This is a genomic window from Myroides sp. TSA_177.3, assembly GCF_052691955.1.
The window spans coordinates 78,941-98,843 of record NZ_JBQZGD010000007.1 but is presented as its reverse complement, the minus strand read 5'-3'; the positions used below and the strand labels follow the sequence as shown (position 1 = coordinate 98,843).

Here is a 19,903-nt window from a genome sequence, read left to right as displayed (position 1 = left end):
GAAAGTAAGTTTTTTATTCTCTCACGATAAATTGAACATTTTGCTGTCCATTATCTGTTTTTAACACTAAGAAATAAGAACCTGAAGCTACTGTCGCTGGAAGATCAATACTTGAATTTCCACGTTGTAACTCTCCTCTTTGAATCATTTGTCCTTTTAAATCATAGATCACATAACTTGACGTTTCTTGGATGGTTTCATCAAATTGAACATGTAAACGTTGATTTCGCTTCACTGGATTCGGATAAACAGCTAATTCAGTACTAGTTGGCGCTTCAATGTAAATAGGGCAACTTGTTATTTTCTTGCCATTTTGTAAAGTCAATTCCACATGATAGGTCGCACCAACTTCTAAAACATCACCATAATTAGTACCAGCTGAATACGATTGTCCTGTTCCAATACCTTCTCCATTTTTAAACCACTGATATGCTGTGAATATATAGCCTGTGTTCGTCTGTTTATTGTTATTTACTAACAAGACATTGTTGTATTTCTGATAGACAATCTTATCTGTAGGAATGCGCTTGTCAATAATTACCTTATAGGTTTCACTTGTTCCGTAGGCCGATTGTACTTTAATCATTTGCTCATATTGTCCATACTCAGGAACTTCAACTACAATGTGTTTTCCAGGTGTTACTATTGTACCTTCTAGCGTTTCAACTTCAATTAATACACTTTTTTGTTGTGATTCACATCCGATTGTTACCAATACTTCTTTTTCAACTCTGCCATAAGAAACTCCATCAACGATTAAGTTTAGAATATCTGTATTTTTACTTACTACTTCGATCGTACGGGCAACTGCTGCTGCTGCATTGTAGTTTTCATTTCCTGCTTGTCTTGCTGTAACTGTAACAAATCCAGGACGTAAGAATGTAATTAATCCTGATTCAGTAACGGTTGCAATATCTCTATCTTCAGCATAATCGATACTAAATGAAACAGGTAAAGAGGAACTAGCAGTAGCTACAAGTTGTAACGTTGGAGTATCTTCTAATAATACTTCTACTGGTGGTTCAAAATCAATAACTTGATCAGCTTTAACGATTGTTAATACCGCTTGTAAAGTAAGTAAATCATAATTTGGTCCAAAATCAATACGTGCAGTTACGTTATAGACTCCAACTTGTACTTGGTTGTTATTTGTATAAGTAATAACCGCATCTTCAGGTACATTCCCTTGTACTTCTAGTGATTTTACAGTTCCATCATAGACAACAGTACGTGATGGTAAAGACAAACCTGTAATTGTTCCGCTGACAATTTCAAAATCTGCAGATACAAATGTTTCGATGTTATAGTTATTTCTTGGCGCTAACGTTCCTTGTTCAATTGGATAAAGTCCGATAGCTTCACCTGCCTGACGGGCTAAACGACCTGACATGACTTGCGACTGTTGTTCTCCACGTTGTAATCCTTCTACTGTATAAGTTAAAAGTGGATCTGCTTGTCCAAATGTTTTTTGTTGATTCTCATTTGCGCGAACGGTTATTGGTGCAGGTTTAATTTCAAATTTACTATCATTTAGAATCATAAAAGTATAATTACCTAAAGCTGAGCTTAAACTACCTTGTTCGTAAGCATATAGCCCAACGTTTTCACCCGCTACTCTTTCAATAACTCCATTCAATGTCGTCTCCTGTGTATCGTTAAATTTAAAGCCTGTAGCTATAAATGTTAATACAGGATCAACTGCACCATATGTTTTGAATAGGCCTGCTGTTGGGTTAATAGTTAAGATTGCAGGATTAATGCGGAATTGATTTTCTTCATAAACCAAAACATAATTTGGATTTATTACGTGTAAACCGCCTTGATTAATCGTATAGGTTCCCACATTCTCCCCTGTTTCGCGTGCTAATTGACCTGCAACAATTTGATCATCATTAAACCTTGCTCCTGCAACAGTATAAGTTAACACAGGATCTGCATCACCGTATAATTTCGTTAAAGCATCTGCCGATACGGTTAAAGTTGCTTTTGTAATTTCAAAAGTAGCTTCAACAAAGGTAATAGTATAGTTTGGTCCTCCTTGTAAATTACCCTGTGTGATTGGATAAATTCCAAGATTCTCTCCTGGATTTCTACTCAAACCGTTTAGAAGAACACTTTGATTATCTTCATATTTAAATCCTTCCACGGTATAGGTTAGAGTTGGATCCGTTTCTCCATATTCTTTTTGTTGATCACTGTCTGCAGTAACCGTTAACATGGCCTTGTTTACTGTTAAGGTAAAGATTACATCTTCAGCAGGTAAATATTGCGAATCACCTTCTTGACTCACTGTAACTCGAGTTGTTCCTGCTCCTTTAATTACCAATTCTCCATTTTCAACGATAGCTATACTTTCACTTTCAATCGTATAGGATAGAGGCAATCCACTATCAGATTCTCCATGAGTAAAGGCTTCATCACCATAGTTTTTAACTATGTCTGTTGCTGTAATAACTTGCGTATCTGTTGCCTCTTCTGTTGTAAATGTCACAGGACCATACCAAATACCGCAAGGTAGTGCTTGTACATATACATCATAAGTTGTATGTGCACGTAAACTACTGAATACATACGGGTGTTCTATATCCGATACACTCGTGCCTTCTCCTCTTTCAAAACCAGTTAATCCATATTCTATAGTAAACAACTCAGCTGTTGAAGCAATATGTAAGGTAGATCCCTCTGCTGCTGTTGGATCTACTACTGCGCTCGTAATAATTTGAGGTTCTATTACTGTAACCACCACTTCTTCTCGTGAAGATTTACATCCAGTTTCAAAAATCCAATTATAATAGCCCATATAATAAGAAGATAGGAATCCATTACCTGTAATAGAAGCTACTTCTGAGCTATAAGGATAGGACGCGCCACTAGTATTTCTTAGAAGTCCATCAGATGGTAAATTGGTCGATATCGCATAGGTTCCAGGTGTTAATTTAATATCAATAGGAACCACTTGTTTTATAGTTCTTCCTCCACCAACTGTAGTATAATTAATTGTACCCACTGTAGCAGAACCTGTCGTCCCTCTTTGTTTAAATGTCATGCTACCTGTTTGCCCTGCAGTAGTAGGATAAATATCAATACTTTTTAACGTTGTTGTTTCTAAAACAGTAAAATATACATCCCATTCACTCCCCCAATTGCCCGAAGATGTACTTACTGCTGCTGCATTTAATGGACCTGTTGGAATTGTTGCTGATTCAGGGGTCGCTACTTGATACCAAAAGGAAGAAGTTGCTGATACTGTAGTTGTATACGTGTTTCCTGTGTGAAGTGGAGTCGTTGATGTTTCTGAATTATACCAATTCACGATTCCTTGTGTGTCTACTGTTAAAGTAACCTCACGAGAACCACAGAAAGATAAATCTGTGGCACTTGTTGTCAATTCATAATCAGGATGCTCACATAACGTAGTAAAAGATATTCGACTCCAAATACTTTCATCTGTTGCAGCACAAAGCGATTGAACATAGATAAGATATTCTGTTTCAATACTTAAACCCGTTAGGGTTTCTGATAAATTAGTAGTAGTTAGGGTGCGAACTAGTCCTGTAGCGTCACCTGGACGTCCACTGGTTCTTAATTCAATTTTATAACCTAAAGCAGGTGGAGTTCCCAGTATAGGCGCATCCCAAACGACTTGTACTGAATTTTTAGTAATCCTTTTTGCCTTTATATTCAAAGGCGGAAAACAAGTAGGTGGTGATATAATTTGAACCGCATAATCTTCAGTTTCACCATACTGAGACGTTAATCTACAAGGATCTAAATCAGCACCTTCTTTATTGTGATGATATTGTACTCTTAATCGGTATATACCCGGTTGAACAGTTGCAGGAACTGTAAAACTAGGAAAATTGGCAGTAGTACTAGGCGTAATAGTATTGGTAATTACACTAACTTTTTCATTTGCTTCGAAAACAAGATTATTATTGTAGTCAATCCAAATCGCAGCCCCATGATTTCCAGTTCCAGTTCCACTGGTCAAAGAAGCAATATAAGCCTCTCCTATTTCTAGTATTGCTGGTTCAACTGTTCCTGAATAATCTTTATATCCAGCTGTTCCTTCAGAGGCATTTGAATTGTTATTTAAATTTGATAATTTAAAGTTTCTAATTTCATCTGTGTTATTTTGTGCACCTGTAGGTATACAATATCCTGTTCTAAATTGAAAAGGACCTGCCCAGGCACTTACTCCATCTACAGCACCACAATCACGGCGTACATAATAGTCGTAATCCATATCTGCAGTTAAACCAGACAGTGTTCCTCCATTGGCAAAACCAGTGACTAATGTTCCAGCTGTAGCAACGTTAAAACCTCTTTGCCCCCATTTAATATCAAACGTATTTCCTGCGCTTGTCCAAGTTAAATCTACACTTGTTGCAGTCAAATTTTGAATACCTAAGTTCTCAGGTTTAAAACAAGTTGGTGTAATTTCACCGGATAAAGCAAAAATATGCAAAAATCCACTAGTTGAACTGGTTTTAGTAAGCGCAACTTGTTGGATAATCTTATTTTGATTATCTGAACTAATATCAATAGCTACTTGAAATAGTTTTGGGTTAGTCGTATTGTTATCTGGGTTTTGAGTTCCAGTACGAGGTACTCTTCCAATTCCTCGAATCGTAATTGCTGGTGTACCTTGGTCGTACCAATCTGGAACAGACTGAGAAGTAAATGTTTGCGTTGTTGCATCTGTAAAAGTAATGGTCCCTGTAAACGTTGACGGAGAACTTCCAGAAGTAGTTAATAAAAATAGTTTAATTAACTTATTTGTTGTTTGAACCGCTAAGGTACCTGTTCCATTATTTGCATTAATCTTTAAACTGTTATTTTGATTATATGGCGCTAGTTGAAAGGTCAATCCTGGTGTGCCTGTTGCAATAGAAGTAATTAACCCATTCGGAGGAAGTCCTACTGTTGCATTGGGATAATTAGTACTCATAAAAGCATTATTTGCACCAGAGCTTGTTGCATCAACGGCCGAGGTGGTATAGGTAGATGCAGGGCTATCCTCTGCAATAACATCTTCATTAAAACCGGAAGTTATAACTAAGGGAGTATAGTTTTGTCCTTTAGTTAGCTGTGCCGATAAAAAGAGGAAGATCAAAAAGAATTTTAAAAGTAGTTTTTTAGTCATAATCCTTCATTTGGTTAAGTTGGTTAGCTGGTTGTACGAGGGTAATACCCCCTATTTCTCTATAGTTAAGTGTTAATTTTTACATAAATAATTTTAGATTATTTGGCAAATAGTACTTGTTTTTACTTTTTGTAAATCCTGATATTTTTACATATAGGCACTAATATAGCAATTATAATAAAATTACATTATTTTTTTATGCAAATATTTAAAATAAACATCAATAAAAAACATAGTGAAATTCAAGAAAATCTATTTTATGTTAATTAAATCACAACACATAATCCCTTGCTGTCCTTCTACCATTCTTTAAAAACTGCGTTTTGTCCACTATCTACTGCTTTTATTCTCTTACTTCGCATTCTTTTTTGTTTTAAATTTGAAAGAAAAAGGAATGATATCAAATAGTGTTAGAAGAATATTGGACTTTCTAGGTATAGCCCCAGTTAAAGTTCCTGAAGCAGAAATAGTCGATATCGATAGTTTATCTCCTTCCATCAAGCGAATTCGCCTCAAAGGACAATTTGAAAAGCTTCAATTTACAAGTGGATCTTATGTGAGTTTTAAACTCAATTATACTCAAACTAGAAAATATACTGTATCTTCTTTGGATAAAGCAAAGGGATGTTTGGAATTTATTGTCTATTTACACAAACAGAAAGGCAGTGGGCAAGCATTTATGAGTCAATTGGCTATTGGAAATAAAATTAGTATGAACAGCTTGCGTTCAAATAGTAATTATCTCGATTTGCCTAGTACTAAATTTGTGTTTTTTGGAGATGAAACCTCTTTAGGATTGGGATTATCCTTATATCAGAAATGGAAACAAATGAATAGTGAATTTATCTTTCTATTTGAACTAGATGAGGAAAATAAAGATATACCAGAGAAATTGGGTTTTGAACATGCTGTAGTGTATCCTAAAAATAAAGTTTTCAGAAATGAGCGAACTATTGGACAGTTAGCACCAATTGAATCTACTCAATGGAAAGATGCTATTTTCTTATTAACAGGAAATGCGAAATCAATACAGATTTTCAGAAAAGTAATTAAAGATAAAACGACGAGTAAAGTATATACAAGAGGATACTGGATTGAAGGGATTGAAGGATTATAAGGTAACAGCGAACCAGATCTAGTTCGCTGTTACCTTAGTAGGATTATAAATCCAAGCTCATTTTAAGAATCGGATAAGGTTTTCCTTGCCCATCTAATGCAGTTCTACTTTTAGTCTTAAACCCCATATACTGATAAAAACCAACAGCTTGCTCGTTTTGTTCATTGACTTCAACTTGCGTTATTCCTTCATTTTGGATTGCATAGTCAAGTAGCTTTTTGCCAATTCCCTGCCCGCGAATCGCAGCATCAATAAATAGCATTTCTAGATTATTTTCAGCTAAACCCATAAACCCAACCAATTGTCCTTGGTATTCATACCCCCAAAGGGAAACAAAAGAAAAATAAGTGGGTAGGTTTTCTTTATAATAAGCAAAGTCTTCTTCTTTTAAAAAATCATGCGTAGCTAAAACAGCACTTTCCCAAATCTCTAGTAAACGTGGGTAGTCTGTTGGAGTAAGTTGTCGTATCATATTTAATTTGTTTAGAAGTACAAAATTCGATTCTTTGGAAATAAAAACACTGAACCTGGGTTAAAAAATTCGCTTGCGTATTCTGCTTAATGCTTGTGGAGTAATCCCCAAAAATGAAGCAATATCTTTAAGTGGGATAAAGTTAATTAAGGCCCCATAAGAAGTTACTAACTCTAAATAGTACTGCTCTGGTGAATATTTAATCATATATACTTGGCGTTCTAATAGTCGATTGAGCAAGATTGCAGTTAAACTATCAAAGACAGCTTTCAACGATGGAATAGTTTGATACAACTGTTCTACTTGTGTTCGATCAATGTAGTAAACCTCACAATCCATCACGGTCTGTACATGAAAAGTGGCGCTTTGATTGAGTGTAAAAGAAATATTAGACATCGAAAATGTACCAGGCTTACAAAACCAAAAGGTTTGCTCTACTCCTTTCTGATCCAATACCCAACAACGCAGAATACCTTCATAAATGAAGTAACTATACTTTTCTACTTCTCCTTCTTGAACTAAAAAAGCATTCTTTTTGATCTTCTTTTTTTCAAAAAAAGTATCAAATAAATCGTATTCCTTAGATGTGAAGGTCTCTAATGGAAGAGCATATTCTTGTAATAGTTTTTCTAAAAGCATAATAGCAGGACTATGTATTGTAAAATTACTTACTTCTGAGTGATAAAACTAAAAAAAACACATCATTCAAGAAGAAAGAAATATATTTCTTGAATGAGTTAGAATAATACGCTAAATTGTCGATCAATGATATAAATAAGCTACATGAATCAATCAAACTCTATACATACTGATACTTTATACCAAGATGCTAGTCTCGTACAGTTTTATGATTATGATAATCCTTGGTCTGAGGGTTTTACACCCCTATTAGATCAAGTCAAAAAAACAGATGTTGTACTTGATTTAGGTTGTGGAACTGGAACATTAACATCAGAACTAGCAAAAAAATGTCAAAAAGTCTATGGTATTGATCTTGCCGCAGAAATGCTAGAGATAGCTCAAACCAAATCTTCAACCGTTAGTTGGATGAAAGAAAATATTTGCACCTTCTCCTTAGACCAACAATTTAATGTTATTTTATTATCTGGTCATAGCTTTCAAACATTACAATCAGATGCTGACCGATTAGCACTTTTTCTAAAGATTAAGCAACATTTAAAACCTACGGGGTTCTTTATTTTTGATAGTAGAAATCCAACAGTAGAAGAATGGAAAACTTGGACCCCTCAAGCCTCTATCCGCTATTTTAAACATCCCGCTTATGGCGTAATCAAGGCTTGGAACGACTGGGAAAGACAAGGTCATTTACTTTGTTACTATACCTATTACCAAACCATTGATGCTACTCAACTCTGGCAAGCATCTTCTCTTATTGATTTTCCATCACAAGATTCCATTGTAGCTCTTTTAGAAAAAGCGGAATTAACTGTTGCAAACATCTTTGGAGATTGGGAGTTTAATCCCTTTACTCCTACTAGTGAAGAAATGATTTTCAAAGGAACACATCTATAAAAATAAAAGAGGATGACGTTAACCGCATCCTCTCTTCTTTATATTGCTTCTATATCATCTACGTGAACTGTAAGTTTAATTCCACCTAAAGCAACAAGGGCTTTCTTCCCTCTTATTTCGAGGATTTCTCCTACTTTTGCATTGGATTTTATTACTACTGAAATACCGATGCCCAATTGTTTGATGGGTGCAGGAATTTCTACTTTCTCACTTATTTTTTCACTTGCTTTTATTATTTCTTTAGGCTCCAGTATGCTTTCTACAACATCTGAACTTAGTTGTTCAGATTTTTGCTTTAATGCCGCTACTTTCTCTGCTATTACGCGTTGTAATTCTTCTTCAATTACAAGATAGTTTGCGTCAATCTTTTGCGATGCATTGGAAAGTATTTCTTCTGCTAATCCGATTCTGCGTGCAACATCTAAAGCATATGAACTTCCTGGGTGTCCTTGAGACAGCTGATACAAAGGTTTCATTTCCTTAAAATCATATAACATGGCACCATTTTCTAATCCTTGGGTGCGTTGGGCAAACCCTTTTAAGTTATAAAAGTGAGTCGTGATTAACCCAAAGCACCCTTGCTCATTGAGTTGTTCTAAAACACTTTCAGCAATAGCACCTCCTAATTCAGGTTCTGTACCTCCACCAAATTCATCAATGAGAATCAGCGTTTGGGCATGGGCATGTGTTAAGAAGAACTGCATGGTAGTCAAATGAGAGGTATAGGTACTCAAATTGTTCTCCATACTTTGTCCATCGCCAATATCCAAAAACAAATGTTCAAATAGCCCTGCGGTTGAAGTAGCATCAACTGGGATTAATAACCCGCATTGCAACATATATTGTAAAAGTGCAACAGTCTTTAGAGTTACTGATTTCCCTCCTGAATTTGCTCCAGAAACCACTAAAATGCGATGGTCTTCTGCCAAACTAATAGTTAATGGATGAAGCACTTGACCAGCTTCTCGTAAACGCAGCGCTAATATCGGATGATACGCTTGTTTCCACTCAACTACGGGTTGATTGACCATAATAGGCTTAATCCCCCCTATCTTTTGAGCAAGCAAAGCTTTTGCACGAATAAAATCCAACGTACCAATGAAGGTATACAATTGGTATAGTCGCATTTCACTTTGTCTAACAGCACGAGTCAATTCAACCAGTAGACGTACAATCTCTCTTCTTTCTTCTTGTTCTAAAACAAAGAGTCGGGTATTTTCGCTAACTAATTCTTCCGGCTCAATAAAAACAGTTTTTCCAGAACGAGATTCATCGTGTATTACTCCTTTAAATCTGCGTTTAAACGAAGCTGTTATTGGAATGACCATACGTCCATCTCTCATACTGGATGGTGTTTCCTGATCAATTAATCCTGCTGCTTGTGCTTTGCGCCATAGGGAATCAAACTTCTTCTGAATCGTCTGTTTGACCTGTATTTTTTCTTTTCGAATAGAAGCCAATTCCTTAGATGCGCTATCGCGAACTTGTCCTTGTTGATCAACTACTTGACTAATTGCGTCAACTAGCTCATCTAAAGGTTCATAGTTTTTAGCTAAAAGCGCCATTTTTTGATAGATCTCTCGATCATCTTCTCGCTGGATAACTACGTCATATAGCTGTTTTCCACTAATCAAGGTGTGCTGAATGCTCAATACATCTTCTATAGTTAACCAGCTTGTAGTATCAGCTATGACTTGTTGAACTGTAGAGCGCGTATCACTATAATCCGTTAGTGGAAAACGACGCTCTCTTTCTATTAACATCCTCATTTCTTCTACTTGTTCTAGTTGATGAACAAGTAATTCGAAATTAGTATGAATAGTTAATTCATCTACTTTTTCAATGCCTAAAGAACCTAAACAGAAGTCCTTGAGCATTTCGCGAATGGATGTAAATCCGCATTTTTCTTCATAATTAGATGGAAATATCATCTCTTTTTTTTTATTTTATTCAACCATTTCTCCAAAGCGAGGGTAAATAAAAATCTTTTGTATAGAGGAAAACTCATAGCAATACGATGGCTATAAGTTTTCCTTTTTTTTATTGTCTCGCTTGCCAATCACTTCTATTCAAACGGCTAATGTGTTCTACACGGTAGTCATTCATAAATTGATTGTATTGATTTTCAACAATATGTGAATGTTGAAAGCCACATTTCTCTTGTGCTTTTTTGGATTTTTCATTTCCTTCAAAAAAGCCACACCAAAGCGTCTCTAATTCAAGGTTCTCAAAACTATGTTGGATAATTATTTCAAGTGCTTCTGGTATTAATCCTTGTCCCCAAAATGGAACGCCAAGCCAATACGCTACTTCTCCTTCTTGTTCACTAATAGGGAAATTACTATCCTTGCCAATCAATAATCCAATACACCCAATAGCGCGATTGTTTTCTTTTAATGCTACAGCGTATATTTCTGGTTTAGAAAATACTTCTTCAATAATACTTCTACTTTCTTCTACACTAGTATGTGCAGGCCATCCTGCTACTGGTCCAATGTTTTCATCTTTAGCATAACGAAATAAATCTTCTGCATCTGTTACTTCCCAAGGTCTGAGAATTAAACGTTCTGTTGTAAATTTCATCTTTTTACTTCTATTAATTTCTAGGGCAAAAGTAGTGGGTATAAGCGGATTACGATATACCAAAATTTAAGCACTTTCGGTACTTTTGAAAACAAATAAAAGACTATAATGAGATAAAAGCGTATATTTACGTCATAATCAAAACTAACATGCAAACTTCTCTCTTTCAAACTTCGTCCATTGGGATGCGCTTCGGGACAACAACCTGGGAAAATCAATTGGGGTATCCTTTGAAGCTTTCTTATTTAGTTGTATTACTCGGATTAGAAGGAGAAGCTACCATCACCCTTAATTTTAAGGACTATACGCTCTCTAAAGATACGCTAACGGTACTGTCTAGTGATACAATAGCCATTATGCAGCAAAAATCAGCAGATTTTAAAGTTTATGGTTATCTGATTGATCGAAGTTTAGCTAGTGAAATAGCTTATCAGCTTCCCAATCAATTGTTTGGTTTTATTCATGATTATCCAGTACATCAATTAAGTAAACGAGAGAAACAACAAGTAGTATACTGGAACAAACAACTGCTGTATATGCTTGAGAACAATGCATCTCATGTACAGCAAATGGTTTGCAATCACTTTGAAAATCTATTTTTGCGTCTTGCTGAATATATGGATGAACAAGGAACTTTCAAACAGCAAAAATTCAGTAGACAAGAAGAACTGTGCTGGAAGTTTTGGGATCTTATTGGACAGCATGCTAAAACACATCGAGAAGTGGCTTTTTATGCAGAAAAATTACATATTACTCCCTTCTATCTTGCTCAAATTTCAAAAAAACACTTAAACGATCAACCCAAAGACCTAATCAACCGCCAAGTTGTACTAGAACTTAAAACACTCCTTCGAACAACAGATAAGAGTATTGGAGAAATTGCCGAAGAGCTTCATTTTGTAGATCCTTCTTATATGGGGCGATTTTTTAAAAGAGAAACAGGATTTTCTTTGAGCGCATATCGAAAGTAAAATGACACTCATAGGTATAAAAAGTGAATCGAGCCACATAGAACTACATGACTCGATTCGTTGAATAAGATAAGAAAATTAAACAATTGCCACGTGTGACGTGACTGCATAATCTTTTGTAAATACACAGTTCGTTGTAGCATAAACAGAGAACATACATTTGTTGCAATGGATACACAACCCTGCTTTGTTTGGATTCTCTTTGATCTTTTGAATCATATCAGGTTCGCGTAATAATGCTCTTCCTATAGCAACTACTGGGAACCCTTCTTCTACGGCTGTTGCGATATGTTCAAAGGTATTTATCCCTCCTAGCAAAATTAATTTAGCCTTTTGTACAACCTCTTGAAACTGACGAGCAGATTCAAGCATATATAAATTTTGATACGGATACTCTCCTAAAATTCGCCTTCCAAACCATTTAACCCCTAACTTCATAATCCCTTTTTGAGTCGCAGCCATGCCATCGATATCCGTTGCTCCTCGAAATAAATACATCTGATTGGAAACCGACGACCCCATCGTTAATTCAAAAGCATCTACCGCTCCTGTTTCATCTAAGATTCGCGCTGTCTCCGTAGATTCATCTAACCAAATTGAACCTTTGATACCATCATCCATTGAGAGCTTAACAATAATAGCTAACTGATCACCTATACGTGCTTTGACAGCTAACAAAATTTCCTTGGCAAAACGGGTTCTATTTTCAATAGATCCTCCATATTGATCCGTTCTTTTATTAATCCACGGACTAAAGAAAGAGGATACCAAATACAGATGTCCAAAATGAAGCTCAATCGCATCAAAACCTGCTTCTACAGCAACTGCCGCTGCATCAGCAAATTGTTGCTTAATTTCTTCTATCTCTTTTAGTGTAATCGCTCGGCAAGTTTGTAAACTTGTTAAGTTAAAAAAACGAGAAGGTGCAATTGGGCGGACGCCTGTGATTTTTTTTGTTGCAACAGGCCCCGCATGCCCTAGCTGTGCAGAGGCTTTACCTCCAGCTTGATGCATCGCTTCAGTGAATTTTTTCAGCCCGACAATATTCTCTTTCACCATTAAAATTTCACCTGGTGCAGCAAATCCTGCTTTAGAAATCGCGCAGTAAGCTAAAGTTGTCATAGCAATTCCTCCTTCAATAAATCCGCGATGAAAATCAATTAAAGCTTGTGTTACTTTTCCTTCAGGACTACGTCCTTCACTTGTAGCAGCTTTTATTATAGGATTGCGTAAAGTAAGAGGTCCTATTTGCACAGGTTGAAAGATCGTTGCGACAGTTGCTAGATTATTTGGGGTCTTCATATGCATCTATTTAGGTTATTATTTCTTTAAATTACCTATTTTAATTAAAAAATCAAATAATTTTAACTTTTTAATTAAAAAAATTCACAAAATAACATAAATAAATACAAAAAGAGAATAAAAAAAGTAAATCACCCTAATTACGCGAAGTAGAAAACATAGACTCTGTATTCATTGAACAATCAGGAGGAACTAAATTTATTTCTTCTTTTTTTGTTCTTCCGTTGTATAGGTTTTTGATTTAAGATACCTTTGTTGAACTATGCAGCAATAATTAAAATAACTTTTAGAAGAGCCTAGCTCTTGATTTCTTATTTATGTTATCCTATTTCTTTTTAGGGTACGGTTATTTTATATTATCATTTATGACTTTTAAAAACAAAACTAAAATTGTAATTTTTATTACAATTACCTTAGTATTAGATACTGCAGGGTTCGGAATTATATTTCCTATTTTACCGGATTTATTAAAAGAATTACTGCATCAAGATTTAAGCCACGCAGCTAAATTTGCGGGTATCCTTGCCTTAGCGTATGCTTTTATGCAATTTGTTTTTGCCCCTATTATCGGCTATATCAGTGACCAATATGGAAGACGTCCTGTTCTTCTTTTTTCTTTGCTAGGTTTTTCTCTGGATTGCTTTTTTATGGCCTTTGCCTCTACCTATGAATTATTAGTAGTAGGTCGAATTATTGCTGGAATTACTGGAGCTACTTTTGCAGTAGCCTCTGCCGCTATTGTTGATATTTCAACAGAAGATGAACGAACTAAATATTTCGGTTATTTACATGCCGCCTTTGCACTAGGTTTTATTTTAGGACCTCTTATAGGCGGAATATTAGGGGAATACAACCTGCGATTGCCTTTTGTGTTTACAGGATGTTTAACGCTTGTAAATATGTGCTATGGCTATCTCTACTTCCCGGAAACAAATCGAGTTAAATCGAAAGCTAAATTTGCGTTTACAACAACATTCGAACAATGGAAACACATTCAATCCATTCAAAACGTAGGTTTGCTCTTAGTTGTCTTTTTCTTCTTGGCGTTAGCGTCTCACAGCATGGAAAGTACTTGGTCTTTTTATACCGTAGGAAAATACGATTGGAGCAAACAGCAAATAGGATTATCCCTCACTGTTATTGGAATTTTAACTCTTTTGATTCAAACCTACTTGATTCAGTTTGTTTCGAAGTATTTAACGGATCAACAGCTCATTACTTGGGGCATTGTATTCAGTATTGGTGGTTTACTACTCATTAGTCTGAGTTCTACTGCTCTAATTTTATGGACGGGTATGATACTTTATTTAATTGGAAGTATTCAACAAACCGGATTTCAATCCCTATTATCAAAACTGGTTCAAGAAAATAAGCAAGGAATTCTACAAGGAATACTCAGCAGTATCAATGGCTTAACAACGCTTATTGGTCCTCTTCTATTTACCTATTTATTCTATACCTTTTCAAAACCTGAACATACTTTTGTATTTCATGGCATCTCTTTTTTTGTAGCTGCTATTTTCTGCCTATTGGCGCTTATATTGTTTAAAAAACAAATGAGATAAAACAAAAACCTCTTTGGTGCATTAATGTACCAAAGAGGTTTTATTTAATAAAAGAGAATTCCCAACAAAGCAGCCCCAAATAAAATTAAAATGGGATGCACCTTAAAGCGGATAGAACAAACCAAAGCTGCAATAAATAAAACGGGACTCAAATAGTCTGGAAAACTTTCCTTATTAGTTAAAGATAAGGCGGCTAGAGCAATTAAGGATATACCTAAGGGTTTTATCCCGGAGATAGCATATGCAAAGAATTTGTTCGACCTAAATTTGAAATAGAAATAAGAAATCAAACCAATCATAAGAAATGCCGGTAAACAAAGTGCAATGGTCGTTAAAGCCGATCCCAATACGGCAATATAAACAGGGTAGCCTTCATTGATTAAGGCTGCATAGCCTACGTAGGTTGCTGTATTAATTCCAATAGGTCCTGGTGTCATTTGTGAAACAGCAACTAAATTCGTAAACTCACTTTTGGAAATCCATTGATGATGGTCAACTACTTCTTCTTGAATAAGAGAAAGCATCGCATAGCCTCCACCAAAACCAAAGGTTCCAATTTTAATAAAGACCCAAAACAATTGATAAAAAATCATAACTTAGAAATGCTTTTATTACGCAAACTGTGATAGGCAATCCCTCCAATGCATCCAGCTAAAATAATCCACACGGGAGATACATTGGCTCCCCACATCAAGCCCAAAGCAATCAGCGGTAGCAGTAAGGTTTTTATTGACATTTTATTGATTTGTATAGCGGTATAACAAGGAGCTGCAATTAAAGCTACAACAACGGGTCTCAGTCCTTTAAATGCCTTAATTACATAAATATTATCCTGAAATCGATTGAAAAAAACAGCTAATAGCAGCACAATAACGAAAGGTGCTATAATGGTGCCCAATGCAGCTAAAATACCTCCTTTTATTCCTCCAATTTTGAAACCCACCAAGGCCGCAATATTCGTTGCAAAAACACCAGGTAATGATTCGGTTATCGCTAAAAGCTCATAAAATTCATCATAAGTCAACCAAGAACGACTGATGATTTCTTTTTCAATTAAGGGAATTACAGCATATCCTCCACCAATAGTAAAAATGCCAATTTTGGTGAAGAGAAAAAAGAGTTTAACTAACATGTTTTTTGTTGATTTTGAATGTTTTTCGTAGAACTAGCAAGATACGTATTTTGCTTTTTTTTAACGAATAAATGAGCGATTAATTCACCTAAAAATGGCCTTTTTAACATCGTTTATCTAGTTTTCATTTTAACTTCTGAACTCATATTTGATAAAGTAAATCAATCGAAATAATTCTCCGTTGAACAGCCCAAAGAACCAAACCAACAATAGTTTTCGTTCCTGTTTTTACAAATAAGGTATTCTTGTAATTTTCTACTGTTTTGGGAGCTATAAATAAGCGCTCTCCAATCTCTTTAGCTGAACATTGTTGAGCAAGCAGATAAATAATATCCAATTCTCGCTTTGAAATGTTGTGTTTTTTTATGGCTAGTTCTCCTGAACTGTCATAAATAGACTCTTTTAAAGATGGAAATTGCTCTTTGCTGATGTAATGTCCTTTGTCAAGCACTTCTTTCACAATAGTTACAAATTCCATTAACCGAATATATTTAGGAATATAACAAGCAATCCCTAATTTGAGCATATAACCAATGAGGGATTGATTATAATAAGAAGTTAATACTAGGATTGGAATATCGACCTCTTCCGATTGAATAAGAGTTACCAATTGTTCAGCTAAGGTATCCCCCATTTGAAAGTCCATAATAATTAAATCTGTATTCTTACAAACAGCAGAAAAAGAAGAATAAAAGCTCGCAAAATCTTCAAAGGAATAGCTTACCTCAAACTCATCCGAAGCATTTAAAAAATCCTTAATCAATTCGAGAAGTAAGGTATCTTTTTCCATGAGGGTGATTTTATATTTCATGCTGTAAGAATAAAATGAGGTTGATACTAGACATCCCCTAGTTCCCTGTTTAGGGAATTCCAAATAAAAGGCAATCAACTATAGGGTGTTTGGACAACTTTGTCAGTGTAAAGTAGTATGGGAGACTCTAGTGTGTATCAGCAAGAAATAAATAGATCTTTTTAGCACTTTAATAAAGTGCACAGGTGTGAAAATACTAGTATAAAACAACCTCAATACAAATGCTTGAAGCAGTATTAATGTTCCAATAGTAATCTACTTACATATGTTTTATACCAAACAAATAGTAAGCCATAACGGCGGAAATAAGTAAGATAGAACAAGGAAGCGATGGTTTTAAGACAAATAAGGTGTTTTCTCTTTACATCTAAGGGATTACACCCTAGAAAAAAAAGTTTGAGGCCTGTACTTTTATTAAAATTTTAAAAATAATAATTATGAATTCAGATCTAGTATCAATTGCGCAGCAATTCACGGGATTACCCATGGATGCATTAATCGGAGGACCATTAAATGCCGCTGCAGACGCCAATGCCAAAATGGCTATTTCACAAACCAAGTTTATCTTAGATACTTGCTTTGTGCGTAAAGGGGAAGGAACTGAGGTTTCGTATCAACCCATTTTAATCAAAATGGAATTGGAACGCGCCTTTGTTCAAGAAGATGAAAGTGTTGAAAAAGTCACGACTACTTTTCATTTACCGTTATTAACGATTATGCCTATTAACTCTTTAGGAGTTGATTCGGTTGATGTTGATTTCGAAATGGAGGTAAAATCAAGTTTTAGTGAAGAAAGCTCTCAAGCAAAAAAAGAAAAATTAGCTGCTGAAGCTGAATTAGAAGCAAAAATTGGTTTTGGTGTATTTTCGGCAACTATCAAAGGTAAAGTGAGCTATGATAGTAGTTCTTCTAGTAAAGCAAGTCAGCATTATTCAAAAAGCAATTCAGCGAAGTACAACCTAAAAGTACATGCAGGTCAACTTCCTTTACCAACTGGAGTAACCACGATTATTGACGTTTTCGCTAAATCTATTGATCCTGTTGCTACATCCAAAAAGGAGTAACAATTAAAAGCAAAAGCTTAGATTTTAACTAACAACAAATGGATTCCAACAAAGTTGGAATCCATTTAAAAACAGGTAAAAAGATGAATCAAAAGAATAAAGTACTTCCCTACATTAGAGATCAAGATTCTGAACTTAACATTGAATCCATTATCTCAGCTCCATTAATTGCGCTATCAAAAGCTAATACCATGGTTTTGAATGGACAAACTACCGCTATACTCGATCAATATTTTACTAAAACAAAAAGAAAGACAAGAGGAGATACAATCAAAGCCAAATACCTCTATCAGCCGAAAATGATTAATATGGTATTGACTAAATTCATGAAAGTAGAAGGTGAAACAAAACCTTATGATGTTGTTTTTCAGGTTCCTTTAATTTCCATTGCGCCTTTGAATTCCATCGCTATTCAAAAAATGAATATTGCCTTCAACCTAGATATTACTTCAACAACCAGTTATATCAATCAATCCAATGCCATCATAGAGCGAAAAGCACAATTAAATGGTAAAATATCTAATACAAATCAAGAGAATAATACAGTACCTAACTATTCAAAATCCAATCAGCGCATGCTCAAAATTAATATTCAAGCGGGTCCACTTCCTCTTCCTTTGGGCGTTTTAAATATTTTAGAATTATACAGTAAAAATATTCAACCTTTTAATATCAAATAAAAATGAAAACAAAAACCGTAACCCTTCCATGTCCAGCATGTAATACCCCAGTATTTATTGAAGTTTCACAACTAATACTAGGAACTAGATTTACTTGTTCCAATTGTCAAGCAGCGATAGGCTTAGCACAGAATAGCAAAAGTATCGTAGAAGAAGCTGTTCAATCGTATACCTCATTAACATCAACCCCTAAAAAATAAAATATGGCCCCTATTAGTTTTAAAAAATTCATTCAAATCCTTCACAGAGCTATTCTACTTTCAAGTGAACAAATAGTCGAAAAAAATTTAACGTTATTAGACAAATATTTCGAAGAACATGAATCAAAGATATTAGATGAAGGTGGAAATGAAATAATCAAAAAAACGTTAGTTCCCAAAACAGTCACGCTTATTTATCCGCACAAAGTACAGACGGGAAGTAGTGCAAATCCAGACAATTTCACTTCTATTCAAGAACCCGTAGAAGTACCTTTAATTTCCATGGTTCCGATGCAAATGTGCGGAATTAAGAAAGCTACTTTCACCACAGAATTTGAAATGGAAGTTATACAAGATGAATTGCAGATCTACTTTGGAAAACCAGATACTCCGTTACTTAAAAAAAGTGCTAAAACCAATCTTGGGAAACTAGAAATAACATTAACCCCTCAAGAAACTACAGAAGGCTTGCGTATTATTACCGAAGGATATGAAAATTTTCTAAAACGACAAATTACCTAATCAACAACCAAGTATAGCAATGAATATAGAGCTTATTAAACCCCAGACACAAACGCCGTTGATTATTCAATGGAAAGAGTTTCAACATCAGTTAGGAAAGTATAAGGGCCCTTTTGATGATTGGTATGACGCTTCTTTTATCCAAGTTATACAAGAATACCAAAAAGAAAAGAACCTCTTAGTAGATGGTTATATTGGCACCAATACATGGTATGCTGCTTATCAAGAAGGGATGAGTTTTACCCTTGATCAAAAGAAGAGTTTTCCGCTTCCACCCAATTTTGGTTCCATAAGAACTACGCAACAATTAATGGGCCTATTTGGAGAAATTCAGTTTACACCAAATCCAATAGCACAAAACCCAGAGCAGATTGTAATCAACAATAATTTTGCGATTGAAAATATTATCGCAGTTGATATTCCACAATTAAAAAAGATTCCACAAGGAGCAACATCTACAATTTATTTTCATCGAAAAGGCGCAGAACAACTCCGTGGATTCTTTGATGCAATTGAGCAAAACGGTTTATTACCCCTACTTTTAAGTTATGGTGGAAGCTATGTCCCTCGATTGATTCGTGGATCTAAAACGACATTATCCAATCACGCCTATGGCACTGCATTTGATCTCAACATGCAATGGAATTCACTAAATACGGATCCAGCGCCCTTAGGAGCCCTTGGTTCTGTGCGTGAACTCGTTCCTTTAGCTTATCAATATGGATTTTATTGGGGTGGTCACTTTAAGCGAAAAGATGGAATGCATTTTGAACTTGCCAAAATACTTTAACCCTACGCTATTTCA

General features: G+C 35.2%; 18 protein-coding genes. 9 read left to right on the top strand and 9 right to left on the bottom strand.

Annotated elements, in window-relative coordinates; translation table 11 throughout:
* Positions 1 to 13 precede the first annotated feature (13 nt).
* Positions 14 to 5,146, bottom strand: a complete 5,133-nt coding sequence (locus ACUTSE_RS08920; RefSeq protein WP_445639959.1) for an MBG domain-containing protein — start codon at positions 5,144 to 5,146, stop codon at positions 14 to 16.
* A 394-nt stretch (positions 5,147 to 5,540) separates the two neighbouring features.
* Here ACUTSE_RS08920 and ACUTSE_RS08915 point away from each other — a divergent pair, with 394 nt between their 5' ends.
* The gene (locus tag ACUTSE_RS08915) at positions 5,541 to 6,263 is read left to right on the top strand and encodes an FAD-binding oxidoreductase (RefSeq protein ID WP_445639958.1); all 723 of its coding nucleotides are present in this window, start codon (positions 5,541 to 5,543) and stop codon (positions 6,261 to 6,263) included.
* A gap of 43 nt (positions 6,264 to 6,306) precedes the next feature.
* Here the strand turns inward: ACUTSE_RS08915 and ACUTSE_RS08910 are convergent, their stop codons facing one another.
* Together ACUTSE_RS08910 and ACUTSE_RS08905 are read right to left on the bottom strand one after the other, a co-directional pair.
* A complete protein-coding gene (locus ACUTSE_RS08910; RefSeq protein ID WP_445639957.1) occupies positions 6,307 to 6,735 on the bottom strand; it encodes an acetyltransferase in 429 nt (142 codons plus the stop codon).
* Positions 6,736 to 6,795: 60 nt separating this feature from the next.
* On the bottom strand, positions 6,796 to 7,374 hold the full coding sequence (locus tag ACUTSE_RS08905) for a Crp/Fnr family transcriptional regulator (RefSeq protein WP_445639956.1): 579 nt from the start codon (positions 7,372 to 7,374) through the stop codon (positions 6,796 to 6,798).
* Positions 7,375 to 7,518: 144 nt separating this feature from the next.
* Here ACUTSE_RS08905 and ACUTSE_RS08900 point away from each other — a divergent pair, with 144 nt between their 5' ends.
* Positions 7,519 to 8,268: a class I SAM-dependent DNA methyltransferase gene (locus ACUTSE_RS08900; protein ID WP_445639955.1), complete on the top strand. Its 750-nt coding sequence runs from the start codon at positions 7,519 to 7,521 to the stop codon at positions 8,266 to 8,268.
* Positions 8,269 to 8,306: 38 nt separating this feature from the next.
* On the opposite strand, the gene ACUTSE_RS08895 is transcribed toward ACUTSE_RS08900, so the two are convergent.
* Both ACUTSE_RS08895 and ACUTSE_RS08890 read right to left on the bottom strand, forming a co-directional pair.
* Positions 8,307 to 10,199, bottom strand: a complete 1,893-nt coding sequence (locus ACUTSE_RS08895) for an endonuclease MutS2 (RefSeq protein ID WP_445639954.1) — start codon at positions 10,197 to 10,199, stop codon at positions 8,307 to 8,309.
* Between the two features lie 109 nt (positions 10,200 to 10,308).
* Complete coding sequence (locus tag ACUTSE_RS08890) at positions 10,309 to 10,851, bottom strand: GNAT family N-acetyltransferase (RefSeq protein WP_445639953.1); 543 nt, start codon at positions 10,849 to 10,851, stop codon at positions 10,309 to 10,311.
* 149 nt (positions 10,852 to 11,000) lie between these two features.
* On the opposite strand from ACUTSE_RS08890, the gene ACUTSE_RS08885 reads away from it, so the two are divergent.
* On the top strand, positions 11,001 to 11,822 hold the full coding sequence (locus ACUTSE_RS08885; protein ID WP_445639952.1) for a helix-turn-helix domain-containing protein: 822 nt from the start codon (positions 11,001 to 11,003) through the stop codon (positions 11,820 to 11,822).
* Positions 11,823 to 11,900: 78 nt separating this feature from the next.
* On the opposite strand, the gene ACUTSE_RS08880 is transcribed toward ACUTSE_RS08885, so the two are convergent.
* Entirely contained in the window at positions 11,901 to 13,124 is a 1,224-nt protein-coding gene (locus ACUTSE_RS08880) for an NADH:flavin oxidoreductase (RefSeq protein ID WP_445639951.1), read from the bottom strand.
* 365 nt (positions 13,125 to 13,489) lie between these two features.
* Here ACUTSE_RS08880 and ACUTSE_RS08875 point away from each other — a divergent pair, with 365 nt between their 5' ends.
* Positions 13,490 to 14,689 carry an MFS transporter gene (locus tag ACUTSE_RS08875; RefSeq protein WP_445639950.1) on the top strand — a complete coding sequence of 400 codons (1,200 nt, stop codon included), beginning with the start codon at positions 13,490 to 13,492 and terminating at the stop codon, positions 14,687 to 14,689.
* 44 nt (positions 14,690 to 14,733) lie between these two features.
* Here the strand turns inward: ACUTSE_RS08875 and ACUTSE_RS08870 are convergent, their stop codons facing one another.
* From ACUTSE_RS08870 to ACUTSE_RS08860, 3 genes are all read right to left on the bottom strand, one after another.
* Positions 14,734 to 15,282: a chromate transporter gene (locus ACUTSE_RS08870; protein WP_445639949.1), complete on the bottom strand. Its 549-nt coding sequence runs from the start codon at positions 15,280 to 15,282 to the stop codon at positions 14,734 to 14,736.
* The gene (locus ACUTSE_RS08865; RefSeq protein ID WP_445639948.1) at positions 15,279 to 15,821 is read right to left on the bottom strand and encodes a chromate transporter; all 543 of its coding nucleotides are present in this window, start codon (positions 15,819 to 15,821) and stop codon (positions 15,279 to 15,281) included. Before ACUTSE_RS08865 ends, ACUTSE_RS08870 begins: the two co-directional genes overlap by 4 nt.
* 142 nt (positions 15,822 to 15,963) lie before the next feature.
* On the bottom strand, positions 15,964 to 16,611 hold the full coding sequence (locus ACUTSE_RS08860; protein ID WP_445639947.1) for a LuxR C-terminal-related transcriptional regulator: 648 nt from the start codon (positions 16,609 to 16,611) through the stop codon (positions 15,964 to 15,966).
* A gap of 458 nt (positions 16,612 to 17,069) precedes the next feature.
* Between ACUTSE_RS08860 and ACUTSE_RS08855 the strand changes: the two genes are divergently transcribed.
* Genes ACUTSE_RS08855 through ACUTSE_RS08835 form a run of 5 tightly spaced genes read left to right on the top strand, consistent with a single transcriptional unit; the run spans position 17,070 to position 19,888 of the window.
* On the top strand, positions 17,070 to 17,696 hold the full coding sequence (locus tag ACUTSE_RS08855; protein ID WP_445639946.1) for a DUF2589 domain-containing protein: 627 nt from the start codon (positions 17,070 to 17,072) through the stop codon (positions 17,694 to 17,696).
* Between the two features lie 38 nt (positions 17,697 to 17,734).
* Positions 17,735 to 18,376: a DUF2589 domain-containing protein gene (locus ACUTSE_RS08850; protein ID WP_445639945.1), complete on the top strand. Its 642-nt coding sequence runs from the start codon at positions 17,735 to 17,737 to the stop codon at positions 18,374 to 18,376.
* Positions 18,377 to 18,378: 2 nt separating this feature from the next.
* Positions 18,379 to 18,576: a hypothetical protein gene (locus ACUTSE_RS08845; RefSeq protein ID WP_445639944.1), complete on the top strand. Its 198-nt coding sequence runs from the start codon at positions 18,379 to 18,381 to the stop codon at positions 18,574 to 18,576.
* A 3-nt stretch (positions 18,577 to 18,579) separates the two neighbouring features.
* Entirely contained in the window at positions 18,580 to 19,098 is a 519-nt protein-coding gene (locus ACUTSE_RS08840; protein WP_445639943.1) for a DUF2589 domain-containing protein, read from the top strand.
* A 19-nt stretch (positions 19,099 to 19,117) separates the two neighbouring features.
* Positions 19,118 to 19,888 carry a M15 family metallopeptidase gene (locus ACUTSE_RS08835; RefSeq protein WP_445639942.1) on the top strand — a complete coding sequence of 257 codons (771 nt, stop codon included), beginning with the start codon at positions 19,118 to 19,120 and terminating at the stop codon, positions 19,886 to 19,888.
* Positions 19,889 to 19,903: the final 15 nt, after the last annotated feature.